Source organism: Pseudomonas sp. AK181 (assembly GCF_051122975.1).
Classification (GTDB): domain Bacteria; phylum Pseudomonadota; class Gammaproteobacteria; order Pseudomonadales; family Pseudomonadaceae; genus Aquipseudomonas; species Aquipseudomonas lactis.
In genome coordinates, this window is the sequence record NZ_CP146348.1 from 3,901,050 (window position 1) to 3,919,474 (window position 18,425).

Genomic DNA, 18,425 nt, shown 5'->3' on the forward strand with positions numbered 1-18,425 from the left:
CTGCATGCTTAATCTGTACCTGTTCCAGATTCTCAACGGCCTCGGGTTGGGGATGATCTACTTCCTGATCGCGGTGGGGCTGACGATCATTTTCGGCCTGCTCAACTTCGTCAACTTCGCCCACGGCGCGTTCTTCCTGCTCGGCGCCTACATCTGCTACACCGCCGTGAGCCTCACCGGCAGCTTCTGGCTGGCGCTGCTGATCGCGCCGCTGGTGGTGGCCGCGCTGGCCTGGGTGATCGAGCGCTTGCTGATCCAGCGCATCTACCACTTGCCACACATGTTCCAGATTCTGGTGACCTTGGGCATCGCCCTGATCATCCAGGAAGCCAGCGTGATGATCTGGGGGCCGGTGGGCAAAAGCGTCGCCGTGCCGGAACTGTTGCGCGGCGTGCTGGTGGTGGGGGATTTCGTCTACCCCTACTACCGCCTGTTCCTCATCGTGTTTTCCGGGCTGGTGGGCCTGGGCCTGTGGCTGCTGCTGGAACGCACGCGCTTCGGTGCCTTGGTGCGCGCCGGCAGTGAAAGCACCGAAACCGTGTCGCTGCTGGGCACCAATATTTTCCGTTTGTTTTCCATGACCTTCGCCCTTGGCGTGGCCCTGGCCGGTGTCGCCGGGGTGCTGTTCGCGCCCTTGCGCGGCGCCCAGCCCTTCGTCGGCCCGGAGATTCTGGGCATCGCCTTCGTGGTGGTGGTGATCGGCGGCATGGGCTCGTTCAGCGGTGCGCTGGTCGGCGGTTTGCTGGTGGGCGTGGTGCAAAGCCTGATGACCACACTCTGGCCCCAGGGTGCGAGCCTGATGATCTACGGCGCCATGGCCGTGGTGATTCTGGTGCGCCCTTACGGCCTGTTCGGGAGAGCCTGACATGAGCGAGAAAAACCCCCTGCCGTTCGCCAAGACCCAATCCAGAGCCATGTTGCTGTGGGTGCTGGCCGTGCTGATCGGCCTGCCGTTGGTGCTGCCCTCGGCGACCCTGGCCACCGAGATCCTGATCTTCGCCATGGCCGCCCTGGCCTGCAACCTGCTGCTGGGCTACACCGGGCTGCTGTCCTTCGGCCAAGGCATCTTCTTTGGTGCCGGCGCTTATTGCGCAGCGCTGCTGATGATCCACCTGCAACTGGGCCTGTTCACCGCATTGCTGGGCGCAGCGTTGGCCGGCGGCGTGCTGGCCTTGCTGGTGGGCGCCCTGGCGATTCGACGCACCGGCATTTACTTCGTGATGCTCACGTTGGCGTTCAGCCAGATGGCTTACTTTGTTGCCTACACCCTGAGCGACTGGACCGGTGGCGACAACGGCCTGCTCAGCGTGCCGCGCCCGGAAATCCGGGTGGGTGACACCGTGCTGCTGTCTCTGGCCGATGCCCGCGCGTTCTACGGTTTCGTCGCGGTGCTGTTCCTGCTGATCTTCATCGGCGCACGCCGGGTGATCGCCTCACCGTTTGGCAGCACGCTGATGGCGATCCGCGAAAATGAAACCCGCGCCTCGGCCATCGGCTACGACACGCGGCACTTCAAGATCCTGGTGTTCGTGCTGTCCGGCGCGGTCACCGGGATTGCCGGGGCGCTGTACGCCATGCTGCTGCACTTTGTGCCGCTGTCGAATATCGACCTGGCGATGTCCGAGAACATCCTGATCATGACCATCGTCGGCGGCACCGGCTCGCTGTTCGGCTCACTGCTGGGCGCCGGCTCCATCGTGCTGTTGGGGGATTTTCTCTCCGACCTGTGGCCGCGCTGGCTGATGCTGCTGGGGGTGATCCTGATCCTGGTGGTGATCTTCATGCGCGGAGGGTTGTGGGGCGGCTTGGCGTCGCTGTTCGAGAAGCTGCGCGGCACGCGCAAACCCGCAGTCGTCGCCAAGGAGGACGGGCTATGAGTATCCTGCTGGAAACCACAAATCTGGAGCTGGCCTACGGCGCGTTCCATGCGGTCAATGGCGTCAACCTCAAGGTCGAAGCCGGCACCATCCACACCATCATCGGCCCCAACGGCGCTGGCAAGACCAGCCTGTTCCACTGCCTCACGGGTGAGCGCCAGGCCACCGCCGGGGCGATCCATTTCGACGGCAAGAACCTGATGCGCAAGCCCGCCCACGGCCGCGTCGGCCTGGGCATGGCGCGTTCGTTCCAGCTCACCAGCCTGTTCCAGAACCTCAGCGTGCGCGAGAACCTGCGCCTGGCCGCCCAAGGCCGCGACGGCGTGCGCGCCTTGAATTTCTGGCGTCGGGTAGACAGCAAGCGCGAGCACCTGGAGATGGCCGACAAGGTGCTGGAACGCCTGCAACTCACGGCCCGCGCCGACACCCTGGCCGGTGAGTTGTCCCATGGCCAGCAACGGGTGCTGGAGGTGGGCATGTCGATCTGCTCCAAACCCAAACTGTTGATGCTCGACGAGCCCACCTCGGGCATGGGCATCGACGACATCCCGATCATGACCCAACTGATCAGCGACCTTGGCCGCGACCATACGGTGCTGTTGATCGAACACAACATGAGCATTGTCATGTCCATCAGCCAACGCATCACGGTGATGAGCCACGGGCAGATCCTGGTGGAAGGCACGCCGGAATTCGTGCGCGCCGATGAACGTGTGCGCACTGCCTATCTTGGGGAGGCTGCCTGATGCTGATCGTCGAGAATATCCATTCCTACTACGACAAGAGCCATGTACTGGAGGGTGTGTCGCTGCGCGTCAACCCCGGCGAACTGGTGACTCTGCTGGGCCGTAACGGCGCCGGCAAGACCACCACCCTGCGCAGCATCCTCGGCATCATCTGCCCGCGCCAGGGCCAGATCCACTTCAACGGCCAGGCGCTGGTGGGACAAAAGATCTTTGAAATTGCGCGCCAGGGCTTGGCGCTGGTGCCGGAAAACCGCGGGATTTTCCGCCTGCTTACGGTGGAGGAAAACCTGCGCATCGCCGCCCGCAAGCACAGCCGCTGGCAACTGGAAGACGTGTACGCCATGTTCCCGCGCCTCAAGGAGCGGCGCAAAAACGCCGGCCACGCGTTGTCCGGCGGCGAACAGCAGATGCTCGCCATCGCCCGCGCCCTGCTTAACGACCCCAAGCTGCTGATCCTCGACGAACCCACTGAAGGCCTGGCCCCGGTGATCGTCGACGAACTGGTGAAGATCCTGCGCAAGGTCAAGGACGAGGGCCTGCCGGTGTTGCTGGTGGAACAGAACCTGATGGTCTGCGACAAGCTCGCCGACCGCCATTACGTGCTCGAACAGGGCCGCGTGGTGTACGAAGGCAGCGCCGCTGACTTCCGCGCCGACCCGAGCATCAAAAACCGTTACCTGGCCTTGAGTGCCTGAGTGGAGATTCCTGATGAACAGTCTTGCGCAACCGCTCCAGAGCAATGCCCCGCTGATCAACCGCGACCGCTTGTGGCGGTCACTGATGGACCTGGCCCAACTCGGCGCCACGGCCAAGGGCGGCGTGTGTCGCCTGGCCCTCACCGACCTCGACCGCCAGGCCCGCGACCTGTTCGTGCAGTGGTGCGAAGCCGCCGGGTGCAGCGTCAGTGTGGATGCCATCGGCAATATTTTCGCGCGGCGCCCTGGACGCGACCCCGCCCTGCCGCCGGTAATGACTGGCAGCCATATCGACACCCAGCCCACCGGTGGCAAGTTCGACGGTTGCTACGGGGTGATGGCCGGGCTGGAAGTGATCCGCACACTCAATGACTTGCAGATCGAAACCCAGGCGCCCATCGAAGTGGTGGTATGGACCAACGAAGAAGGTTCACGCTTCCCGCCGTGCATGATGGGCTCCGGGGTATTTGCCGGGAAGTTCGACTTGCAGGACACCCTCGACAAGCTCGACGACCAGGGCCTGTCGGTGGGTGCCGAATTGCAGCGCATCGGCTATGCCGGTTCGCGTGCGGTGCTGGGCCATCCGGTGGGGGCGTATTTCGAGGCGCATATCGAGCAAGGCCCGGTGCTGGAAGACCAGGCCATTACCCTGGGCGTGGTGATGGGCTGTTTGGGCCAGAAGTGGTTCGACCTGACCCTCACCGGCGTGGAGGCGCATGCGGGCCCTACGCCCATGCACCTGCGCAAGGACGCCCTGGTGGGCGCTGCCGAGGTGGTCAGTGCGGTCAACCGAATCGCCCATCAACACCAGCCTCACGCCTGCGGCACCGTCGGCTGCCTGAACCTGCACCCTGGCTCGCGTAACGTGATCCCCGGCCAAGTAAACATGACCATCGACCTGCGTCACCTGCACGCCGACAAGCTGCAAGCCATGGTCGATGAAGTGCGCGCAGTGATCGAAGACTCGGCCGCCCGCCACGGCTTGACGTTTGAACTGACGCCCACCGCCGACTTCCCGCCGCTGGACTTTCACCCGACCTGCGTCAATGCCGTGCGCGAGGCTGCCCAGGCATTGGGCTTGAGCCATATGGACATTGTCAGCGGCGCCGGGCATGACGCGATCTTCGTCGCAGAATTGGGCCCGGCAGGGATGATCTTCGTGCCGTGCGAAGGCGGCATCAGCCATAACGAAATCGAAAACGCCGCACCGGATGACCTGGCAGCGGGTTGCGCAGTATTGCTACGCGCCATGGTCAATGCGGCCCAGGGGGATCTGGCATGAGTGAGATTGGCCAACTGACAGCGGTGCAGCTGTTGCAGCATTTTCGCGACAAAAGCTTATCCCCCGTGGAGGTCACTGAAGATGCGCTGCTGCGCATCGAGCGCTATAACCCGGTGGTGAATGCCTACTGCCATGTCGACCCGCAAGGCGCACTGGACGCTGCGCGAGCGTCGGAACAACGCTGGTTGAAAGGTGAACCCTGCGGCGCGCTGGATGGCGTGCCGGCGTCGATCAAAGACCTGACGCTGACGGTCGGCATGCCCACGCGCAAAGGCTCACGCACCTCATCCGCCGACGGCCCATGGGACTTGGACGCGCCCTTCGCGGCCTTCATGCGCAAGGCCGGCGCAGTGCTGCTGGGCAAAACCACCACCCCGGAATTCGGCTGGAAAGGCGTGACCGACAACCCGCTGTACGGCATCACCCGCAACCCCTGGGACACACGCACCACCGCCGGCGGTTCCTCCGGAGGCGCCGCGGCGGCAGCGGCGTTGAACCTCGGCGTACTGCACCAGGGCAGCGACGCCGGCGGCTCGATCCGTATTCCCTGTGCGTTTACCGGCACCTTCGGGATCAAGCCGACCTTCGGCTATGTGCCGCAATGGCCAGCCAGCTCCATGACCATCCTGTCGCACCTGGGCCCGATGACGCGCACCGTGGAAGACAGCGTGCTGATGCTGCAAACCGTGGCGCAGCCAGATGCACGGGACGGCCTGATCGGCGCGCCGCGAACCACGCCCTGGCTCGTTCCAGGAACGGACTTGAAGGGATTGCGCGTCGCCTACAGCCCCACGTTCGGCTATGCGAAGGTCGACCCGCAGGTCGCCCAGGTGGTGGATCAAGCCGTGCAGGGCCTGGTGCAACTGGGCGCCCATGTCGAACAAATCGACCCTGGCTTCAGCGACCCCCTGGAGGTGTTCAGCACCCTATGGGCTGCCGGCGCAGCACGCCTGACCGGCACAATGAGCGAGGCGCAAAAGCAACAGCTCGACCCCGGTTTGCTGCGCATTGCACAGCGGGGCGAACGCTTGAGCCTGAATGATTTCAACACGGCCCTGGAAGCCCGAGCGGCGCTGGTGGCACGGATGGCCGCGTTCCATGAGCATTACGATGTGCTGGTGTCGCCGATGATGCCAATCACCGCGTTCGAAGCCGGACACAACGTGCCGCCGGGGTCGGGGATGACAGAGTGGATGCAATGGACGCCGTTCACCTACCCCTTCAACCTCACCCAACAACCGGCGGCGTCAGTGCCCTGTGGGTTGGCAGCAAATGGCTTGCCGGTGGGCTTGCATGTGGTGGGCGCGCGGTTTGCCGATGAGCAGGTGTTGAGGGTGTGTCACGCGTATGCCAAAGCATTCCCCACAGAACACTTGCACACACCGAGAAGCCCGACCTGAAATACCCACAACTGTGGGAGCTGGCTTGCCTGCGATAGCCATAAGTATCTACACAACTTAGTGGACTGTAGCAGCCCACGGTAACCACGATGCGAAGCGAGCCGCTCTTGATCTGCTCTTGATCTGCTTTTGATTTTGATCTTAGGCGCCCCGTTAAACCACGCTGGCCGGAATTCGACAGGGATTTGGGGGGTAAACCGGCAGGGATGCCGGTTTAGCCGCCCCGCGCCATGGATGGCGCGTGGCGGCGGCCCCCCAAATCACTGGCGGATTACGGGCACACCGAGCCTAAGCGAGGTGCCGAGTGGTGGGGCAAGAGCCCTTTTGGTTACTTTTGGGGCTCTTTTCCAAAAGTGACCCGCTGTCAGAGCGGAACCCTAAGTGGCCGTTACCGCAGGAATGGATATGTACACAGTCCAACTGTGTTGACTGTTAGGCCGTCTTCGCGAGCAAGCCCCACAGTTTGACCGCGGGATGTCAGGTAGATAAGCGTCGGCTGAAAGGCCGCCATCGCAGGCAAGCCAGCTCCCACAGGTTTGACCGCATTCCTTTACACTGCCCCCCATTCATCACCCGGGGGACTTCATGGACATCGAACTGGCACGCACCTTCCTCGAAATCACCCGCTGCGGCAGCCTGGCCGCAGCGGCCGAGAAACTGCACGTCACCCAGACCGCCATCACCGCCCGTGTGAAGAACCTGGAAAGCCAGTTGGGCAGCACACTGTTCGTGCGCAACCGTGCCGGTGCGCGGCTGACCGCCGACGGCGAGGCCTTCGTGGTGTACGCCAACCAGTTGCTGCAAACCTGGGAAGCGGCGCGCCGTGACCTGCCGTTGCCCGACGGCTATCGCAACGTGCTGCATATCGGCGGTGAAGTCAGCCTGTGCAACCCGTTGATGCTCGGCTGGGCCAAGGCGCTGCGCGAGCACATACCAGGCCACGCGCTGCGCACCGAAGTGCGTGAAGGCGAGTACCTGCTACGCCAACTGGAGCTGGGTGTGCTCGACGCCGCCTTGGTGTTCCAGCCGCAATACTGGCCGGGCTTGCAGGTGGAGCAGGTGCTGGAAGAAAAACTGATTCTGGTGCAACTGGCGAGCAAACCCGAGCCTTACGTGTATATCGACTGGGGCCAGGGTTTTCGCCAGCAGCACGACGCCGCCCTGCCCGACCGCGCGCGTGCTGCGGTGAGTTTCAACCTGGGGCCGCTGGCGTTGCAGTACATTCTGGAAAACGGCGGTGCGGGCTACTTCCGCACACGGGTGGTGCAGAGCTACCTAGACAGCGGCGTGATGCAGCGCGTGCCCAAGGCGCCGGAATTCAGCTTTCCGACCTACCTGGTGTATTCGCGGGCGCGGGATTCGGCGGTATTGCAACAGGCTTTGGAGCTGCTACGCGCAGTGGTGAAAGCCGAAGGCGACTGGTCGCAACGCTGGGACCCGCTGATTTGAATCACTCTACGCCTGCGCACATGCTAGCCTGCTGGTGTTTCCCCTCGCAGCCTTACCGATGAACAAGAAAAAGTCCGTCACCATCAGCGACATTGCCAAACGGGTCGGCATGACCACCATTACGGTGTCCCGGGCCTTGAGCAAACCCGACCTGGTCAAACCCGCCACCCTGGCGCGCATTCTGGAAGTGGCCCGCGAGCTGGACTACGTGCCCAACGCCTTCGCCCGTGGGCTCAAGCGCAGTGAAAGCCTGATCATCGGGGTCATCACCGCTTCGGTGGACAACCCGTTCTACAGCGAGATGATCAAGGCGATTTCCCGCGAGGCCAAACAGCACGGCTACACCATCATGCTGGTGGACACCGATGAGCTGGAGGAACTCGAAAGCAAGGCGGTGGATACCCTGCTGGGCTACCGCGTGGCCGGTATCATCCTGTCGCCGGTCTCCGACGAGCCCAGCTACCAGCCCGATTATCTGGAACGCCTGAGCAACGGCAAAACCCCGGTGGTGCTGCTCGATCGCACGATCCACGACAGCCCGTTCAGCCGCGTGGTGCTCGACAATTACCACAGCGGCCTGCAAGCCGCGCACTACCTGTTACGCCAGACGCCGAACCTCAAGCGCCTGCTGGTGCTGACCGGCCCCGAGCATTCGCGCATCAGCGTGGAGCGCCTCAAGGGCCTGCGGGAAGTGCTGGCCGCGCACCCCGACATTCAGGTCGAGGTGCAGGCGGGCGACTACACGCTGATGCCGGCGTACCTGCATACCCTCGATTACCTGGCCGCACACTCGGCGCCGGATGCGATCATGGGCTTCAACCAGTTGATCACCCTCGGCGCCCTGCGCGCCTTGCGCATGCACAACATCGCCCATGACAGCCTGACCATCTGCGGCATCGACCGCCTGCCCTTCGCCGATATCTTTGGCGTGCCCATCGCCTGCGTGGCCCATGACGCATCCCTGGCCGGCAGCAGTGCCGTGCGCTTGCTGCTCGACCGCCTGCAAGACCCGCACAAGCCACGGGACAAAGTGGTGATCGCCGGGCAGTTGGAAAACGGCTAGCGGCTGGTGTAGCCGCCGTCCACCGGCAGGCTGACGCCACTGATCATGCTCGCCGCGTCACTGAGCAGGAACAGCACCGGCAGCGCCACTTCCGCCGGTTGCGCAAAACGCCCCAACGGAATCGCAGCCAGTGCTGGGTCGCGCTTGGCCGGGTCGGACCAGGCCATGGCTGCCATCGGGGTCAAGGTCACGGTGGGGTTGACGCTGTTGACGCGTATGCCAAAACGGCCCCACTCGGCGCATTGCACACGGGTGATTGCATCCAGCGCGGCCTTGGAGGCGCAGTAGCTCAGGTGATCGTCCAGCGCCACCAACGATGCCTGGCTGGAGACGTTGACGATGCTGCCGGCAATGTCCGCCTCGATCATCTTCGCCGCGACCCGGCTGGCCACTTGCGCAGCGGGGCGGGCGTTGACGCTCATCACCTGATCGAAGGCGTCGGCGCTGATGGCAGCGGCGGGTTCCAGGCGTGAAATCCCGGCGCAATTGACCAAGCCGTGCAGGGGCGGCAAATCTTGCAGGGTTTTGTCGAGGGTGATGCTGTCAGCGATGTCCACGCACAGGGTGTGGCACCCCAATGTCGCCAACGCCTGGGCGTCGCGACCAAGGGCGAAGACTTCGGCGCCGCTGGCGATCAGTTGCTGGGCGATTTCGCGACCGATGCCGCTGCTGGCACCGGTGACGAGGATGCGCTGGTGCGAGAAGTCGAAGGTAGTGGTCATAAATAAAGATCTCAAAACCAATGAAGATCCACTGTGGGAGCTGGCTTGCCTGCGATAGCGGAGTGTCAGTCTCCTTATCAGGTGCTGATACACCGCTATCGCAGGCAAGCCAGCTCCCTCATTTTTGGACCGTGTTGAATCAGGTGGCTTGCAAGTTATGCATGACCGGTTTCAGGGCCGGATACAGCTTCAGGTACTCGGCAAACGCCCGGTCATAAGTCATGACATTCTCCCGCTTGGGCTGCGCTCGCAATTGCAACTGCACCCAGCCGGTGTCCATCTGCCCATCACTCACCAGCCCCACCGTATGCGCCGCCAACAACGCCGCGCCCAGGGCCGCTTCTACCTCCTGCACGATGGTGTACACCGGGTAGCGTGTGACATCGGCGATGATCTGCATCCACAGGTCCGAATGGCTCGCCCCGCCCACCACAATCAGGCGTGGGTCCAGGGAATGCGCGCCCTGGGTGCCCGCCTCGATATTGTGACGCAGGGCAAAACTCACGCCCTCCAGCACCGCGCGGTACAGGTGCACGCGGCTGTGGTAGAGGTTGAGCCCGACAAAACTGCCGCTGGCGCGGTCATCCCACACCGGGCTGCGTTCGCCCATCAGGTAAGGCAAAAACACCACGCCTTCGCTGCCGGCCGGAATCTTCATCGCGCTCTGCTCCAGCAGCGCCAGGCTGTCTTGGCCCGTGGCCTGGGCCTGCAGTTCTTCGGCCTGGCAGAACTGCTCGCGAAACCAACTGACCGAGGCCCCGGCGGTGATCGCACCGCCGAAGATGTACAGGTCGCGGTGGCCGTTGTAGACATGGGGCATGCTCACCAAACCATGGCGCGCATCCACCTGCTGGTTCAGGTAGCCCCAGCACATGCTGGTGCCGATCATCGCCACATGATTGCCTGGCTGAGTGACACCCGCCGCCAGGGTCGCCATGGCCGCGTCCACGCCCCCAGCAAGGATCGGCGTGCCCGCCTGCAAGCCCAGGCGTGCGGCCCAGTCTGCGCGCAAACCACCCACCACCTCGCCGGAATACAGCAACCGCTCGGGCATCATCGACTGCTCGATACCCAGCGCATCCAGCATCTCGCCTGACCAGTTGCGCGCCGCCACGTCGTAGACGCCGCCGATATTCCCGGCGCTGCTGTGGTCCACCGCCAACTCGCCGGTCAGGCACCAATTGATGTAGCTGTTGGGCGGCAACAGGTAGCGGGTATTCGCCCACACCTGCGGTTGGTGCTGCTTGAGCCAGAGCATTTTGGTGAAGCCGTAGTAGCTGTCCACCGAGTTGCCGGTGATGGCGAACAAGCGCTCCAGGTCCACGTGCTCGCGCACCCAGGCCACCTGCTCGCCGGCGCGGCGGTCCATCCAGATCAGGCACGGGTGCAGCGGCGTCATCTGCGCATCCACGGCAATGCCCGAACCGCCGTACAAACTGCTGATGCACAGCGCCTTGACCTGCGGCGCCGGCACCTCGGCCTTGGCCATGCACTGGGCCACGCAGGTTTGGACGGCATCCAGCCACACCTGCGGCCACTGCTCGGCCCAGCGCACTTTCGGGGTGTCCACCCGGTAGCCGTGGCTGTGCTGGGCGATGATTGTGCCCTGGGCATCCACCAGCAGCGCCTTGGTGCTTTGGGTGCCAATGTCTACACCGATGACGTAGTCCATCTCAGAGCACCGGCTTCAACAGCACCTTGATCGACTTGGTCGAATTGGCCAGTTCAAACGCCTCGGCCCAGTCGTCCAGCGGGAAATCATGGGTGACGATGCCTTGGGAGGTGACCAGGCCGCGCTCGAACAGGTCGATGGCGATCGGGTAGCAATACGGGCCGAGGTGCGCGCCGCGTACGTCAAGTTCCTTGCGGTCGCCGATGATCGACCAGTCCACGCTGGTCTCGGCGCCAAACACGCTGAACTCGACAAAGCGCCCGAGCTTGCGGATCAGGTCCAGGCCCTGGGTGACGCCGGCCGGTACGCCGGTGGTTTCGATATAGACGTCGCAGCCGTAGTTGTCCGTGAGGCCGTTGATGATCTCGCGGGCGTTGTCACGGGCCGGGTTGATTACCACATCGGCGCCGAATTTTTTCGCCAGTTCCAGGCGCTCGTCGACCATGTCGATCACCACCAGTTTTTTCGGGGTCTTCAGCGCAGCGACCTGGACCATGCACAGGCCCAGGGTGCCCGCGCCGGCAATCACCACCACGTCGTCGAGCTGGATATCGCCACGGTTGACGGTGTGGATCGAACAGGCCATTGGCTCCACCAGCGCCGAGTCTTCCAGGGACACCGACTCGGGAATCTTGTGCACGATGGCAGTCTTGGGAATGCGCATGTATTGGGCCATGCCGCCTTCGGCCACTTCGCGCTGGAAGCCGAAGATGTTGTGCACTTCGCACATCCAGTACTTGCCCGATTTGCAGAAGCGGCACTTGCCACACGGCACGATCTGTTCGGCGATGACCTTGTCACCCACCTTGACCTCAAAGTGCTCCTCGGCGCCCTCGCCGGCTTCGACCACGTAGCCGAAAAATTCGTGGCCCGGTACCACCGGCGCCTTGACCCAGGGGTTGTCGCCGCCCCAGAACATCGCCGCGCCCGAGTGGCACTTGCAGTCACTGGCGCAGATGCCGCAGGCGGCGATACGGATCACCAGCTCATTGGCGCGGGCCTGGGGTTTGCCGATGCGCTCCAGGCGGTAGTCTTTCGGGCCGTGGCAGACGACGGCTTGCATGTGAGTGTGCTTGTCCATGTGTTCGGTCCTGTGTAGTGAGGTATTAACGATGGCGCTGACGGCTGATAAAAATCGCCAGCAAAATGATCCCGCCCTTGATCACGCTCTGCACGTAAGGCGACACGCCAAGCATGTTCAAACCGTTGTTCAAGACGCCCAGCAGCATGGCGCCGAGCAAGGTGCCGACGATCACCCCGCGCCCGCCGGCAATCGACGCGCCACCCAGTACCACGGCGGCAATCGCATCCAGCTCGAACGACACGCCGGCATTCGGCTGGCCGCTCATCAGGCGCGAGGTAAGCACCAGCCCGGCAATCGCGGCGGTGAAGCCGCTGATGCCATACACCAGCAGCTTGAAGCGCGCCGCACGCACCCCGGACAAGCGCACCGCTTCTTCATTGCCGCCGATGGCATAGATGTAGCGGCCGATCCGGGTGTGCTGCAGCAGCACATAGGCCGCCAGGTAAGTGATCAGCATGATCAGGATCGGCACCTGCAGGCCAAACACACTGGCGCGACCGAAGAACGCGAACCACTCTGGCAAGCCGGAAATCGGGTAGCCGTCGGTGTACATCAGCCCGAACCCACGGGCGATGCCCATGGTCGCCAGGGTGACGATGATCGGCGGCATGTGCAGGTACGCCACGAACAGCCCGTTGCCGATGCCGAAGGCCACGCCCACCAGCAGCCCGACGCCAATCGCCAAGCCCGGCGGCAACCCGGCGACCATCAGCCCGGCGGTCAAGGTGCCGGACAACGCCATCACCGGCCCCACCGACAAGTCGATGCCGCCGGTAAGAATCACGCAGGTCATGCCCACCGCGATGATTGCGTTGATCGACACCTGGCGAGCGATGTTGGAGAGGTTGCTGGCGGTGAGGAAGGTGTCGCTGGCGAGGATCATCACCAGGGTCACCACCACCAGCCCGACAAAGGGATAAAACGCGGGCGAGCGCAGCAGCCGCGCCAGGTTCAGGCGCAACCGGCCGGTGCCGGCGGTGTTAATGGACGTATTCACTTGAGCCCCCTGTTGCATGGCGCATGACCTCTTGAGGATTGACGGCGGACGCTTCCAGTACCTTGACGATCGCGCCCTTGTGGAACACGGCGACGCGGTCGCACATGCCGATGACTTCGGGCAGCTCGGAGGAAATCATGATGATCGCGTAGCCCTGTTCGGTAAGGCTGCGCATCAACGCGTAGATCTGCGCCTTGGCACCCACGTCGATGCCGCGGGTGGGTTCGTCGAACACCAGCACGTCGCAGTGATGGTTGATCCAGCGGGCGATCACGACTTTTTGCTGGTTGCCGCCGCTGAGGTTCACCACAAGGCTTTCGCCACTGGGCGCCTTGATCGACAGCTGGCGCATCAGCGCGTCGACACTGGCGCATTCCTTGGCCTTGTCGATCAGGCCGGAGGCGTGCTGATATTTGGGCAAATTGTTCAGGGAGATATTTTCGCGAATGCTGAAGGCGGTGATCAGCCCTTCGCTCTTGCGGCTCTCCGGCAGCAGGCCGATGCCGTGGGCCAGGGCTTGGGCCGGGTCGTCGAGGCTGACTTTTTCCCCGCGCAGCCACACGTCTTTGCTCACCGTGGGCAGCGCGCCCATCATGCCCAGGGCCAGCTCGGTGCGGCCCGAACCCACCAGGCCGGCAAAGCCCAGGATCTCGCCCTTGTGCAAGTCGAACCGGTTGTGAGGGCCGTTGCGCACCAATTGGATGTCCTTGACCTCCAGCAGCAACGGGCCGCGTTCGCTGCTGGGCTTGGGTGGAAAACTGCACTCCAGGCGGCGGCCGACCATCATCTCGACCAGGTGATCGATATCGCTGTCGGCCACTTCGGTAACGCCTGCATTGCTGCCGTCGCGCAGCACGCTGATGCGGTCGCAGACCTGGAAAATCTCTTCCAGATGGTGGGAGATAAAAATCACCGCCACGCCCTGGCGCTTGAGTTCGCGCATGATCTCGAACAGCAACTCGGCCTCACTGGGCGTCAGCGTCGCGGTCGGCTCATCGAGCACCAGCAGGCGTGCATCCAGGGCCAGGGCCTTGGCGATTTCGACAAACTGCTGCTCGGCCACACTCAGGTGCTTGACCGCGCAGTGCAGGTCAATGCTCACCCCGAGGCGCTCGAACAACGCCTGCGCGGCCTCGGCCATTTCGCGCTTGCGCAACAGGCCGAAGCGGTTGCTCAGCTCATGGCCGAGGAAGATATTTTCTACCGCCGTGAGGTAGGGAATCAGGCTGAATTCCTGGAACACAATGCCAATGCCGGCGGCAATCGCATCCCGATAGGTCGCAAACTTTCGAGCCTGCCCGTCGATAAGAATCTGCCCTTCGTCCTGATGCTCGACACCGCCCAGAATCTTCATCAGGGTGGATTTGCCCGCGCCATTTTCCCCGAGCAACGCATGGATTTCGCCGCGCTCCACATGCAGGTTGATGGCCTTGAGGGCCTGTACCCCCGGGTAACGCTTACAGATATTTTCCAGCTTCAGAAGACTGCTCATACCGCCGACCTCGCACTCAGAAGGAAGACCTGGGCCCCACGCATTGCGTGAGGCCTGGGGGATTTACCAGCTGAAGTCCTTGGCCTTGGCCTGATCGATCAAGGTGATGTCCACCGGCACGCTGGCCGGTACCTGGGCGCCCCACTTCTTGGCCAGGGCAATGCCCAAGGCAAGGCGGATCTGGTCGCGGGGATATTGGGCCGAGGTGGCGATGAAATGGCTGCCGGGTTTCTGGATCGCCTTGATCGCTTCCGGCGCCCCGTCGACGCTGACCAGCTTCACGTCCATGCCGCTGGCTTCGATGGCCGAGAGTGCGCCGAGGGAGCCATTGTCATTCACGCTGAAGATGCCCTTGAGGGTGGGCTGGGCCTGCAACATGTTTTCGGTGACGGTCAGGGCCTGGTCACGCTCCTGCTTGCCGTTCTGGATGCTGACAATCTTGATGTCCGGGTGCTTGGCCACCGCCTCTTTGCAGCCGCGCACACGTTCGAGGATCGGCACCACAGCGATGCCGTCGAGAATGGCGATATTGCCTTTGTCACCGATGGTTTTAGCCAGGTACTCACAGGCCTGGAAACCGGCGTCGAAGTTCTTCGAGCCCACGAACGAATCCAACGGGCCATCTGCCTGGGCATCCACCGCCACCACTACGACGCCGGCAGCATGGGCCGACTTGACGGCCGATTGCACGCCGACCGAATCAGTAGGGTTGATCAGCAGGATGTCGATGCCCTTTTGCAGCATGTCTTCGACATCACTGACCTGCTTGGACACGTCGTGGCGGGCGTCGGTGATGATCAGCTTGGCACCGATGGTCGCGCCGGCTTCTTCCAGGGCGTTTTTCATGGTGACGAAATAGGGGTTGTTGATTTCCTGGAACGAGGCGCCGATGCGGATGGGCTTGGCAGCGTCGGCAAACGCGGGGCTCGCGCTGCCCAGGGTGATGCTGGCAGCCAGTAAACACAGGGTTTTTGGGAGCATTTTCATGGCGTGGGTCTCTGTTTTGTTTTTATTTTTAGAGCAAATGTTATCGTTAACATTTTGTCAGAAACTAACAAGTAAATCGGACCTGTGCAAGCCTCCACTGGTCGGTCGTGGTCAAAATGTGGGAGCTGGCTTGCCTGCGATGGCGCAGTGTCAGTCTCCATATCTGGCACTGATACACCGCTATCGCAGGCAAGCCAGCTCCCACAGGGGTATAGGTTGCCGGTCAAAACTCGCACACCTCCGTTACGCCAACTAAGCTCAGCCTCAAATAAAAACACAGCGAGCAGCCGGCCATGCCCCACCCCACCGAGACTTTCCGCGCCCGTTATCGCGCAAGCGTCAACCCGCATTACAACCCCTGGCTGCACGCCGCATTCGTGCTTGGCTACGGCATCGCCTGCATCACGCTGGCCTGGTCGTCCACCGCCGATATCACCGCCCTGCAGTGGCTGACCGTGCCCTTGACCCTGCTGTTCTTCAACTTGTGCATCTACCTTGTGCACCGCCACCTTGGCCATCACAAACATGCGTTCTCCAGGCTGTTCTACGCACGCCACACTGGCGATCACCATAGTTTCTTCACCCCCGATCACATGACCTACGACAGCCCCCGGGACTGGCGCGTCATCCTGTTTCCAGCCTGGCTGATCGTGCTGCACAGCCTGGCCATCACCCTCCCCGCCTGGTGGCTGCTCAGCCAACTGAGCGCCAACGTTGCCGGGTTGTTTGCAGGCTGCATGATCCTCGGTTACCTGCTCTACGAAGTGTTCCATGCCTGCGAACACCTGCCTGCAGAACACCCCGTGGCACGCCTGCCGTGGATTCGCCAGATGCATCGCCTGCACGCCTTGCACCACCGTCGTGAGCTGATGCAGGGGCGTAATTTCAATATTGTGCTGCCGTTGATGGACTATCTGTTTGGCACTTTGCATTGGGAACCCACGGAAAAAAAAAGGGGCAGTCCAACTGGACTGCCCCCCGCTTCACACACATAGATCAATCAGCGCACGATGGTCTGGCTGCAGATGTGGCCGAGGCTGACGTATTGGACGTTATTGCCACCCACGCCCACACCTGGGAACTCCCTGAGCTCGATGCGCCAGCCGCCCTCGTTGAACCAGGTTTCCCAGTTGTAGGTCTGGCCCGAGGCGCTGTCCGGGTAGCGCACTTTGTAGTCGCCAGAGCAGGTGCCCAGCGCGACATTCCCCGAGGCTGCACCGGTGATGCCGGTCTTGGCCTCATAGTCGACCCAGTTGTAAGTGCCGCCAAAATGCTTGTCGACCCGCAGCACAGGGGTGACGCCGCGCAGGGGTTCGCCGGTGCTGTCTGACCACTGGGTGCTCCAGCTCAGATTGCGGGCCGCCTGGGTGGCCAGTTGGAAGATCGAGCTGGGAATCCGCACCACGTTATCGCCGTTCACATTGTGCTGGTTCAGGCGTGGCGCCGAGCCGAGGGTCAGCTTGTATTGAGCCTGAGGGTTCAATGCCACCGCCGGGTTGGCCCGCACGCGCACCTTGACCGTGTAGCCCGGCGTCAGGTTGGGATAGGTAGAGGTGGAGCCCTGCGGGACTTCCACCCACTGGGTGCCATCGAACCGCTCGAAGATCCACTGGTTACGCGTGCCCGCACCGTCATCGCCCAGGAACATGCCCACACCTTGGCCACGCAACGAGACGAAGGAGAAGTAATCCACGTCATTGACGCTGTCGAGGTTACCGGTCACCTGGTTCAAGGCATCCGGCAGCGCGAACGCGGTTTGCTCGGTGTCGTTAGGCTCGTAGGCATCCACATTGCTGTCCACCGCCACACCAAAACTGAACTGCGAGTTGCTCGCGGCATTGGCCACCATGAACCAGTAGTAGTCACCGGCCGGCAACACGCCGTTGAGGTATTCATCGGCACTGCCGGGGTTATCCGAGGTGCCCAGCGGCGTCAGGTTGCCTTGGCCGTCGTCATGGAACAGCGTCAACGACATATCCGTGCCGGCACTCTGGTTCAGCAGCTGTACCTGGATTCGCGCGTTTTTCGGCAGGTTGAAGTGGTAAGCGATTTGCGCGCCGGTCTCCACACCGGTGAGGGTGTAAAGAGTGTTGATATCCAGGGTAGGAAACAACGGCGTGAAGGCTGCAACCGCGGCCTGTTTCATGTGCGCCGAGTCAGGTTTTTCCAGCTGGCCAACCGGGGAGTCAATCGCCACATTAGCGGCGGCCGCCTTGCTTTTTTTGACGACGTTGGACTGCCCGGCCTTGGCAGCATTGAGCTTTTGCTTGAGCTCGCCCGAGACGCTGGCCTTTTCCAGCGTGCCGCCAGGTTTCAATGCTTTGTCCACGGCCTGCTTGACCGCCTGCGCGCTGAGTTTTGCCGGGGCTTGCTCGGCCAGGGCAAAGGCCGAAACGAAGCAAGAGGCCGCCATGGCCGCGCCCAGAATGAAGGCTTTTTTCGATTTCATTTTTTATCCATCCATAGTTAAAAAATTGAAGCTCAGGTAACCGGTGACATCCGGTCACCTGGGATGGGCTGTAGGATAATACTGTATTCATGTACAGTATTTTTTAAAAAATGTGAGCCTCGGAATTCAGGCTCAAGAAGCGAGAGCATCTCTAAAGCCAGGTACACCAATAGCCCCAACTGATCGCCCAAATCATCGCGAGCCGATAGGGCCATACAGCCCAACGCTTGAGCGCTGGCGGAATGACGGCTAACTCTGCCTCGGTCATGTAACCGTCTTTGACGGAGCGTTCTGGCGCGCGGAGGATATCAATCACGAGACACATGCGATGAAACCTGGCAAACCGCTGGTGTCGTCCCCAGCGTTGCTGATATTTACGCACCTGCACGTTTTCAATGAAGTAACTTTCCAACTCCTCGAGTTTTGTTCGTTCGACAAAAAGTATCAGTCCTAAAACCACAAACGTCCCGATGATCATCACAGCGGTATAGGCGACAAAAAAATCCACGC

The 18,425-nt window shown here is 62.3% G+C and carries 17 protein-coding genes; 9 read left to right on the plus strand and 8 right to left on the minus strand.

Features of this window, described 5'->3' with window-relative positions; genetic code table 11:
- Positions 1 to 4: 4 nt before the first annotated feature.
- The 8 genes from V8689_RS17650 to V8689_RS17685 all read left to right on the plus strand — a co-directional run bounded on the left by V8689_RS17650 (position 5) and on the right by V8689_RS17685 (position 8,512).
- Positions 5 to 865: a branched-chain amino acid ABC transporter permease gene (locus tag V8689_RS17650; protein ID WP_020301305.1), complete on the plus strand. Its 861-nt coding sequence runs from the start codon at positions 5 to 7 to the stop codon at positions 863 to 865.
- Between the two features lies 1 nt (position 866).
- Positions 867 to 1,877, plus strand: a complete 1,011-nt coding sequence (locus V8689_RS17655; protein WP_020301306.1) for a branched-chain amino acid ABC transporter permease — start codon at positions 867 to 869, stop codon at positions 1,875 to 1,877.
- Positions 1,874 to 2,623 (plus strand): ABC transporter ATP-binding protein, encoded by a 750-nt coding sequence (locus tag V8689_RS17660; RefSeq protein WP_056787291.1) that lies wholly within the window; start codon positions 1,874 to 1,876, stop codon positions 2,621 to 2,623. Before V8689_RS17655 ends, V8689_RS17660 begins: the two co-directional genes overlap by 4 nt.
- A complete protein-coding gene (locus V8689_RS17665; protein ID WP_056787290.1) occupies positions 2,623 to 3,318 on the plus strand; it encodes an ABC transporter ATP-binding protein in 696 nt (231 codons plus the stop codon). Before V8689_RS17660 ends, V8689_RS17665 begins: the two co-directional genes overlap by 1 nt.
- Positions 3,319 to 3,331: 13 nt before the next feature.
- Positions 3,332 to 4,600 (plus strand): Zn-dependent hydrolase, encoded by a 1,269-nt coding sequence (locus V8689_RS17670; RefSeq protein WP_056787288.1) that lies wholly within the window; start codon positions 3,332 to 3,334, stop codon positions 4,598 to 4,600.
- Entirely contained in the window at positions 4,597 to 6,000 is a 1,404-nt protein-coding gene (locus tag V8689_RS17675; RefSeq protein WP_056787283.1) for an amidase, read from the plus strand. Before V8689_RS17670 ends, V8689_RS17675 begins: the two co-directional genes overlap by 4 nt.
- Before the next feature lie 585 nt (positions 6,001 to 6,585).
- On the plus strand, positions 6,586 to 7,449 hold the full coding sequence (locus tag V8689_RS17680) for a LysR family transcriptional regulator (protein ID WP_056787282.1): 864 nt from the start codon (positions 6,586 to 6,588) through the stop codon (positions 7,447 to 7,449).
- 58 nt (positions 7,450 to 7,507) lie between these two features.
- Positions 7,508 to 8,512 (plus strand): LacI family DNA-binding transcriptional regulator, encoded by a 1,005-nt coding sequence (locus tag V8689_RS17685; protein WP_056787279.1) that lies wholly within the window; start codon positions 7,508 to 7,510, stop codon positions 8,510 to 8,512.
- Here the strand turns inward: V8689_RS17685 and V8689_RS17690 are convergent.
- From V8689_RS17690 to V8689_RS17715, 6 genes are all read right to left on the minus strand, one after another.
- Positions 8,509 to 9,234, minus strand: coding sequence for an SDR family oxidoreductase (locus V8689_RS17690; RefSeq protein ID WP_056787277.1), 726 nt, complete (start codon positions 9,232 to 9,234; stop codon positions 8,509 to 8,511). The genes V8689_RS17685 and V8689_RS17690 overlap by 4 nt on opposite strands.
- 139 nt (positions 9,235 to 9,373) lie before the next feature.
- On the minus strand, positions 9,374 to 10,906 hold the full coding sequence (locus V8689_RS17695) for an FGGY-family carbohydrate kinase (RefSeq protein WP_056787274.1): 1,533 nt from the start codon (positions 10,904 to 10,906) through the stop codon (positions 9,374 to 9,376).
- 1 nt (position 10,907) lies between these two features.
- A complete protein-coding gene (locus tag V8689_RS17700; RefSeq protein WP_034128169.1) occupies positions 10,908 to 11,987 on the minus strand; it encodes an alcohol dehydrogenase catalytic domain-containing protein in 1,080 nt (359 codons plus the stop codon).
- A gap of 25 nt (positions 11,988 to 12,012) precedes the next feature.
- Complete coding sequence (locus tag V8689_RS17705; RefSeq protein ID WP_056787272.1) at positions 12,013 to 13,005, minus strand: ABC transporter permease; 993 nt, start codon at positions 13,003 to 13,005, stop codon at positions 12,013 to 12,015.
- The gene (locus V8689_RS17710) at positions 12,971 to 14,479 is read right to left on the minus strand and encodes a sugar ABC transporter ATP-binding protein (RefSeq protein WP_056787332.1); all 1,509 of its coding nucleotides are present in this window, start codon (positions 14,477 to 14,479) and stop codon (positions 12,971 to 12,973) included. Before V8689_RS17710 ends, V8689_RS17705 begins: the two co-directional genes overlap by 35 nt.
- Before the next feature lie 63 nt (positions 14,480 to 14,542).
- Positions 14,543 to 15,466 carry a substrate-binding domain-containing protein gene (locus V8689_RS17715; protein WP_032896420.1) on the minus strand — a complete coding sequence of 308 codons (924 nt, stop codon included), beginning with the start codon at positions 15,464 to 15,466 and terminating at the stop codon, positions 14,543 to 14,545.
- Between the two features lie 293 nt (positions 15,467 to 15,759).
- Here V8689_RS17715 and V8689_RS17720 point away from each other — a divergent pair, with 293 nt between their 5' ends.
- Complete coding sequence (locus V8689_RS17720; RefSeq protein ID WP_056787269.1) at positions 15,760 to 16,461, plus strand: sterol desaturase family protein; 702 nt, start codon at positions 15,760 to 15,762, stop codon at positions 16,459 to 16,461.
- A gap of 5 nt (positions 16,462 to 16,466) precedes the next feature.
- Here the strand turns inward: V8689_RS17720 and V8689_RS17725 are convergent, their stop codons facing one another.
- A complete protein-coding gene (locus V8689_RS17725; RefSeq protein WP_056787267.1) occupies positions 16,467 to 17,915 on the minus strand; it encodes a hypothetical protein in 1,449 nt (482 codons plus the stop codon).
- Positions 17,916 to 18,066: 151 nt separating this feature from the next.
- The gene (locus tag V8689_RS17730) at positions 18,067 to 18,423 is read right to left on the minus strand and encodes a hypothetical protein (RefSeq protein ID WP_056787264.1); all 357 of its coding nucleotides are present in this window, start codon (positions 18,421 to 18,423) and stop codon (positions 18,067 to 18,069) included.
- Positions 18,424 to 18,425: the final 2 nt, after the last annotated feature.

Coding starts and splice junctions, on each gene's coding strand:
- V8689_RS17650 (WP_020301305.1), top strand. CDS start 5: ATGCTTAATCTGTACCTGTTCCAGATTCTCAACGGCCTCGGGTTGGGG.
- V8689_RS17655 (WP_020301306.1), top strand. CDS start 867: ATGAGCGAGAAAAACCCCCTGCCGTTCGCCAAGACCCAATCCAGAGCC.
- V8689_RS17660 (WP_056787291.1), top strand. CDS start 1,874: ATGAGTATCCTGCTGGAAACCACAAATCTGGAGCTGGCCTACGGCGCG.
- V8689_RS17665 (WP_056787290.1), top strand. CDS start 2,623: ATGCTGATCGTCGAGAATATCCATTCCTACTACGACAAGAGCCATGTA.
- V8689_RS17670 (WP_056787288.1), top strand. CDS start 3,332: ATGAACAGTCTTGCGCAACCGCTCCAGAGCAATGCCCCGCTGATCAAC.
- V8689_RS17675 (WP_056787283.1), top strand. CDS start 4,597: ATGAGTGAGATTGGCCAACTGACAGCGGTGCAGCTGTTGCAGCATTTT.
- V8689_RS17680 (WP_056787282.1), top strand. CDS start 6,586: ATGGACATCGAACTGGCACGCACCTTCCTCGAAATCACCCGCTGCGGC.
- V8689_RS17685 (WP_056787279.1), top strand. CDS start 7,508: ATGAACAAGAAAAAGTCCGTCACCATCAGCGACATTGCCAAACGGGTC.
- V8689_RS17690 (WP_056787277.1), bottom strand. CDS start 9,234: ATGACCACTACCTTCGACTTCTCGCACCAGCGCATCCTCGTCACCGGT.
- V8689_RS17695 (WP_056787274.1), bottom strand. CDS start 10,906: ATGGACTACGTCATCGGTGTAGACATTGGCACCCAAAGCACCAAGGCG.
- V8689_RS17700 (WP_034128169.1), bottom strand. CDS start 11,987: ATGGACAAGCACACTCACATGCAAGCCGTCGTCTGCCACGGCCCGAAA.
- V8689_RS17705 (WP_056787272.1), bottom strand. CDS start 13,005: ATGCAACAGGGGGCTCAAGTGAATACGTCCATTAACACCGCCGGCACC.
- V8689_RS17710 (WP_056787332.1), bottom strand. CDS start 14,479: ATGAGCAGTCTTCTGAAGCTGGAAAATATCTGTAAGCGTTACCCGGGG.
- V8689_RS17715 (WP_032896420.1), bottom strand. CDS start 15,466: ATGAAAATGCTCCCAAAAACCCTGTGTTTACTGGCTGCCAGCATCACC.
- V8689_RS17720 (WP_056787269.1), top strand. CDS start 15,760: ATGCCCCACCCCACCGAGACTTTCCGCGCCCGTTATCGCGCAAGCGTC.
- V8689_RS17725 (WP_056787267.1), bottom strand. CDS start 17,915: ATGAAATCGAAAAAAGCCTTCATTCTGGGCGCGGCCATGGCGGCCTCT.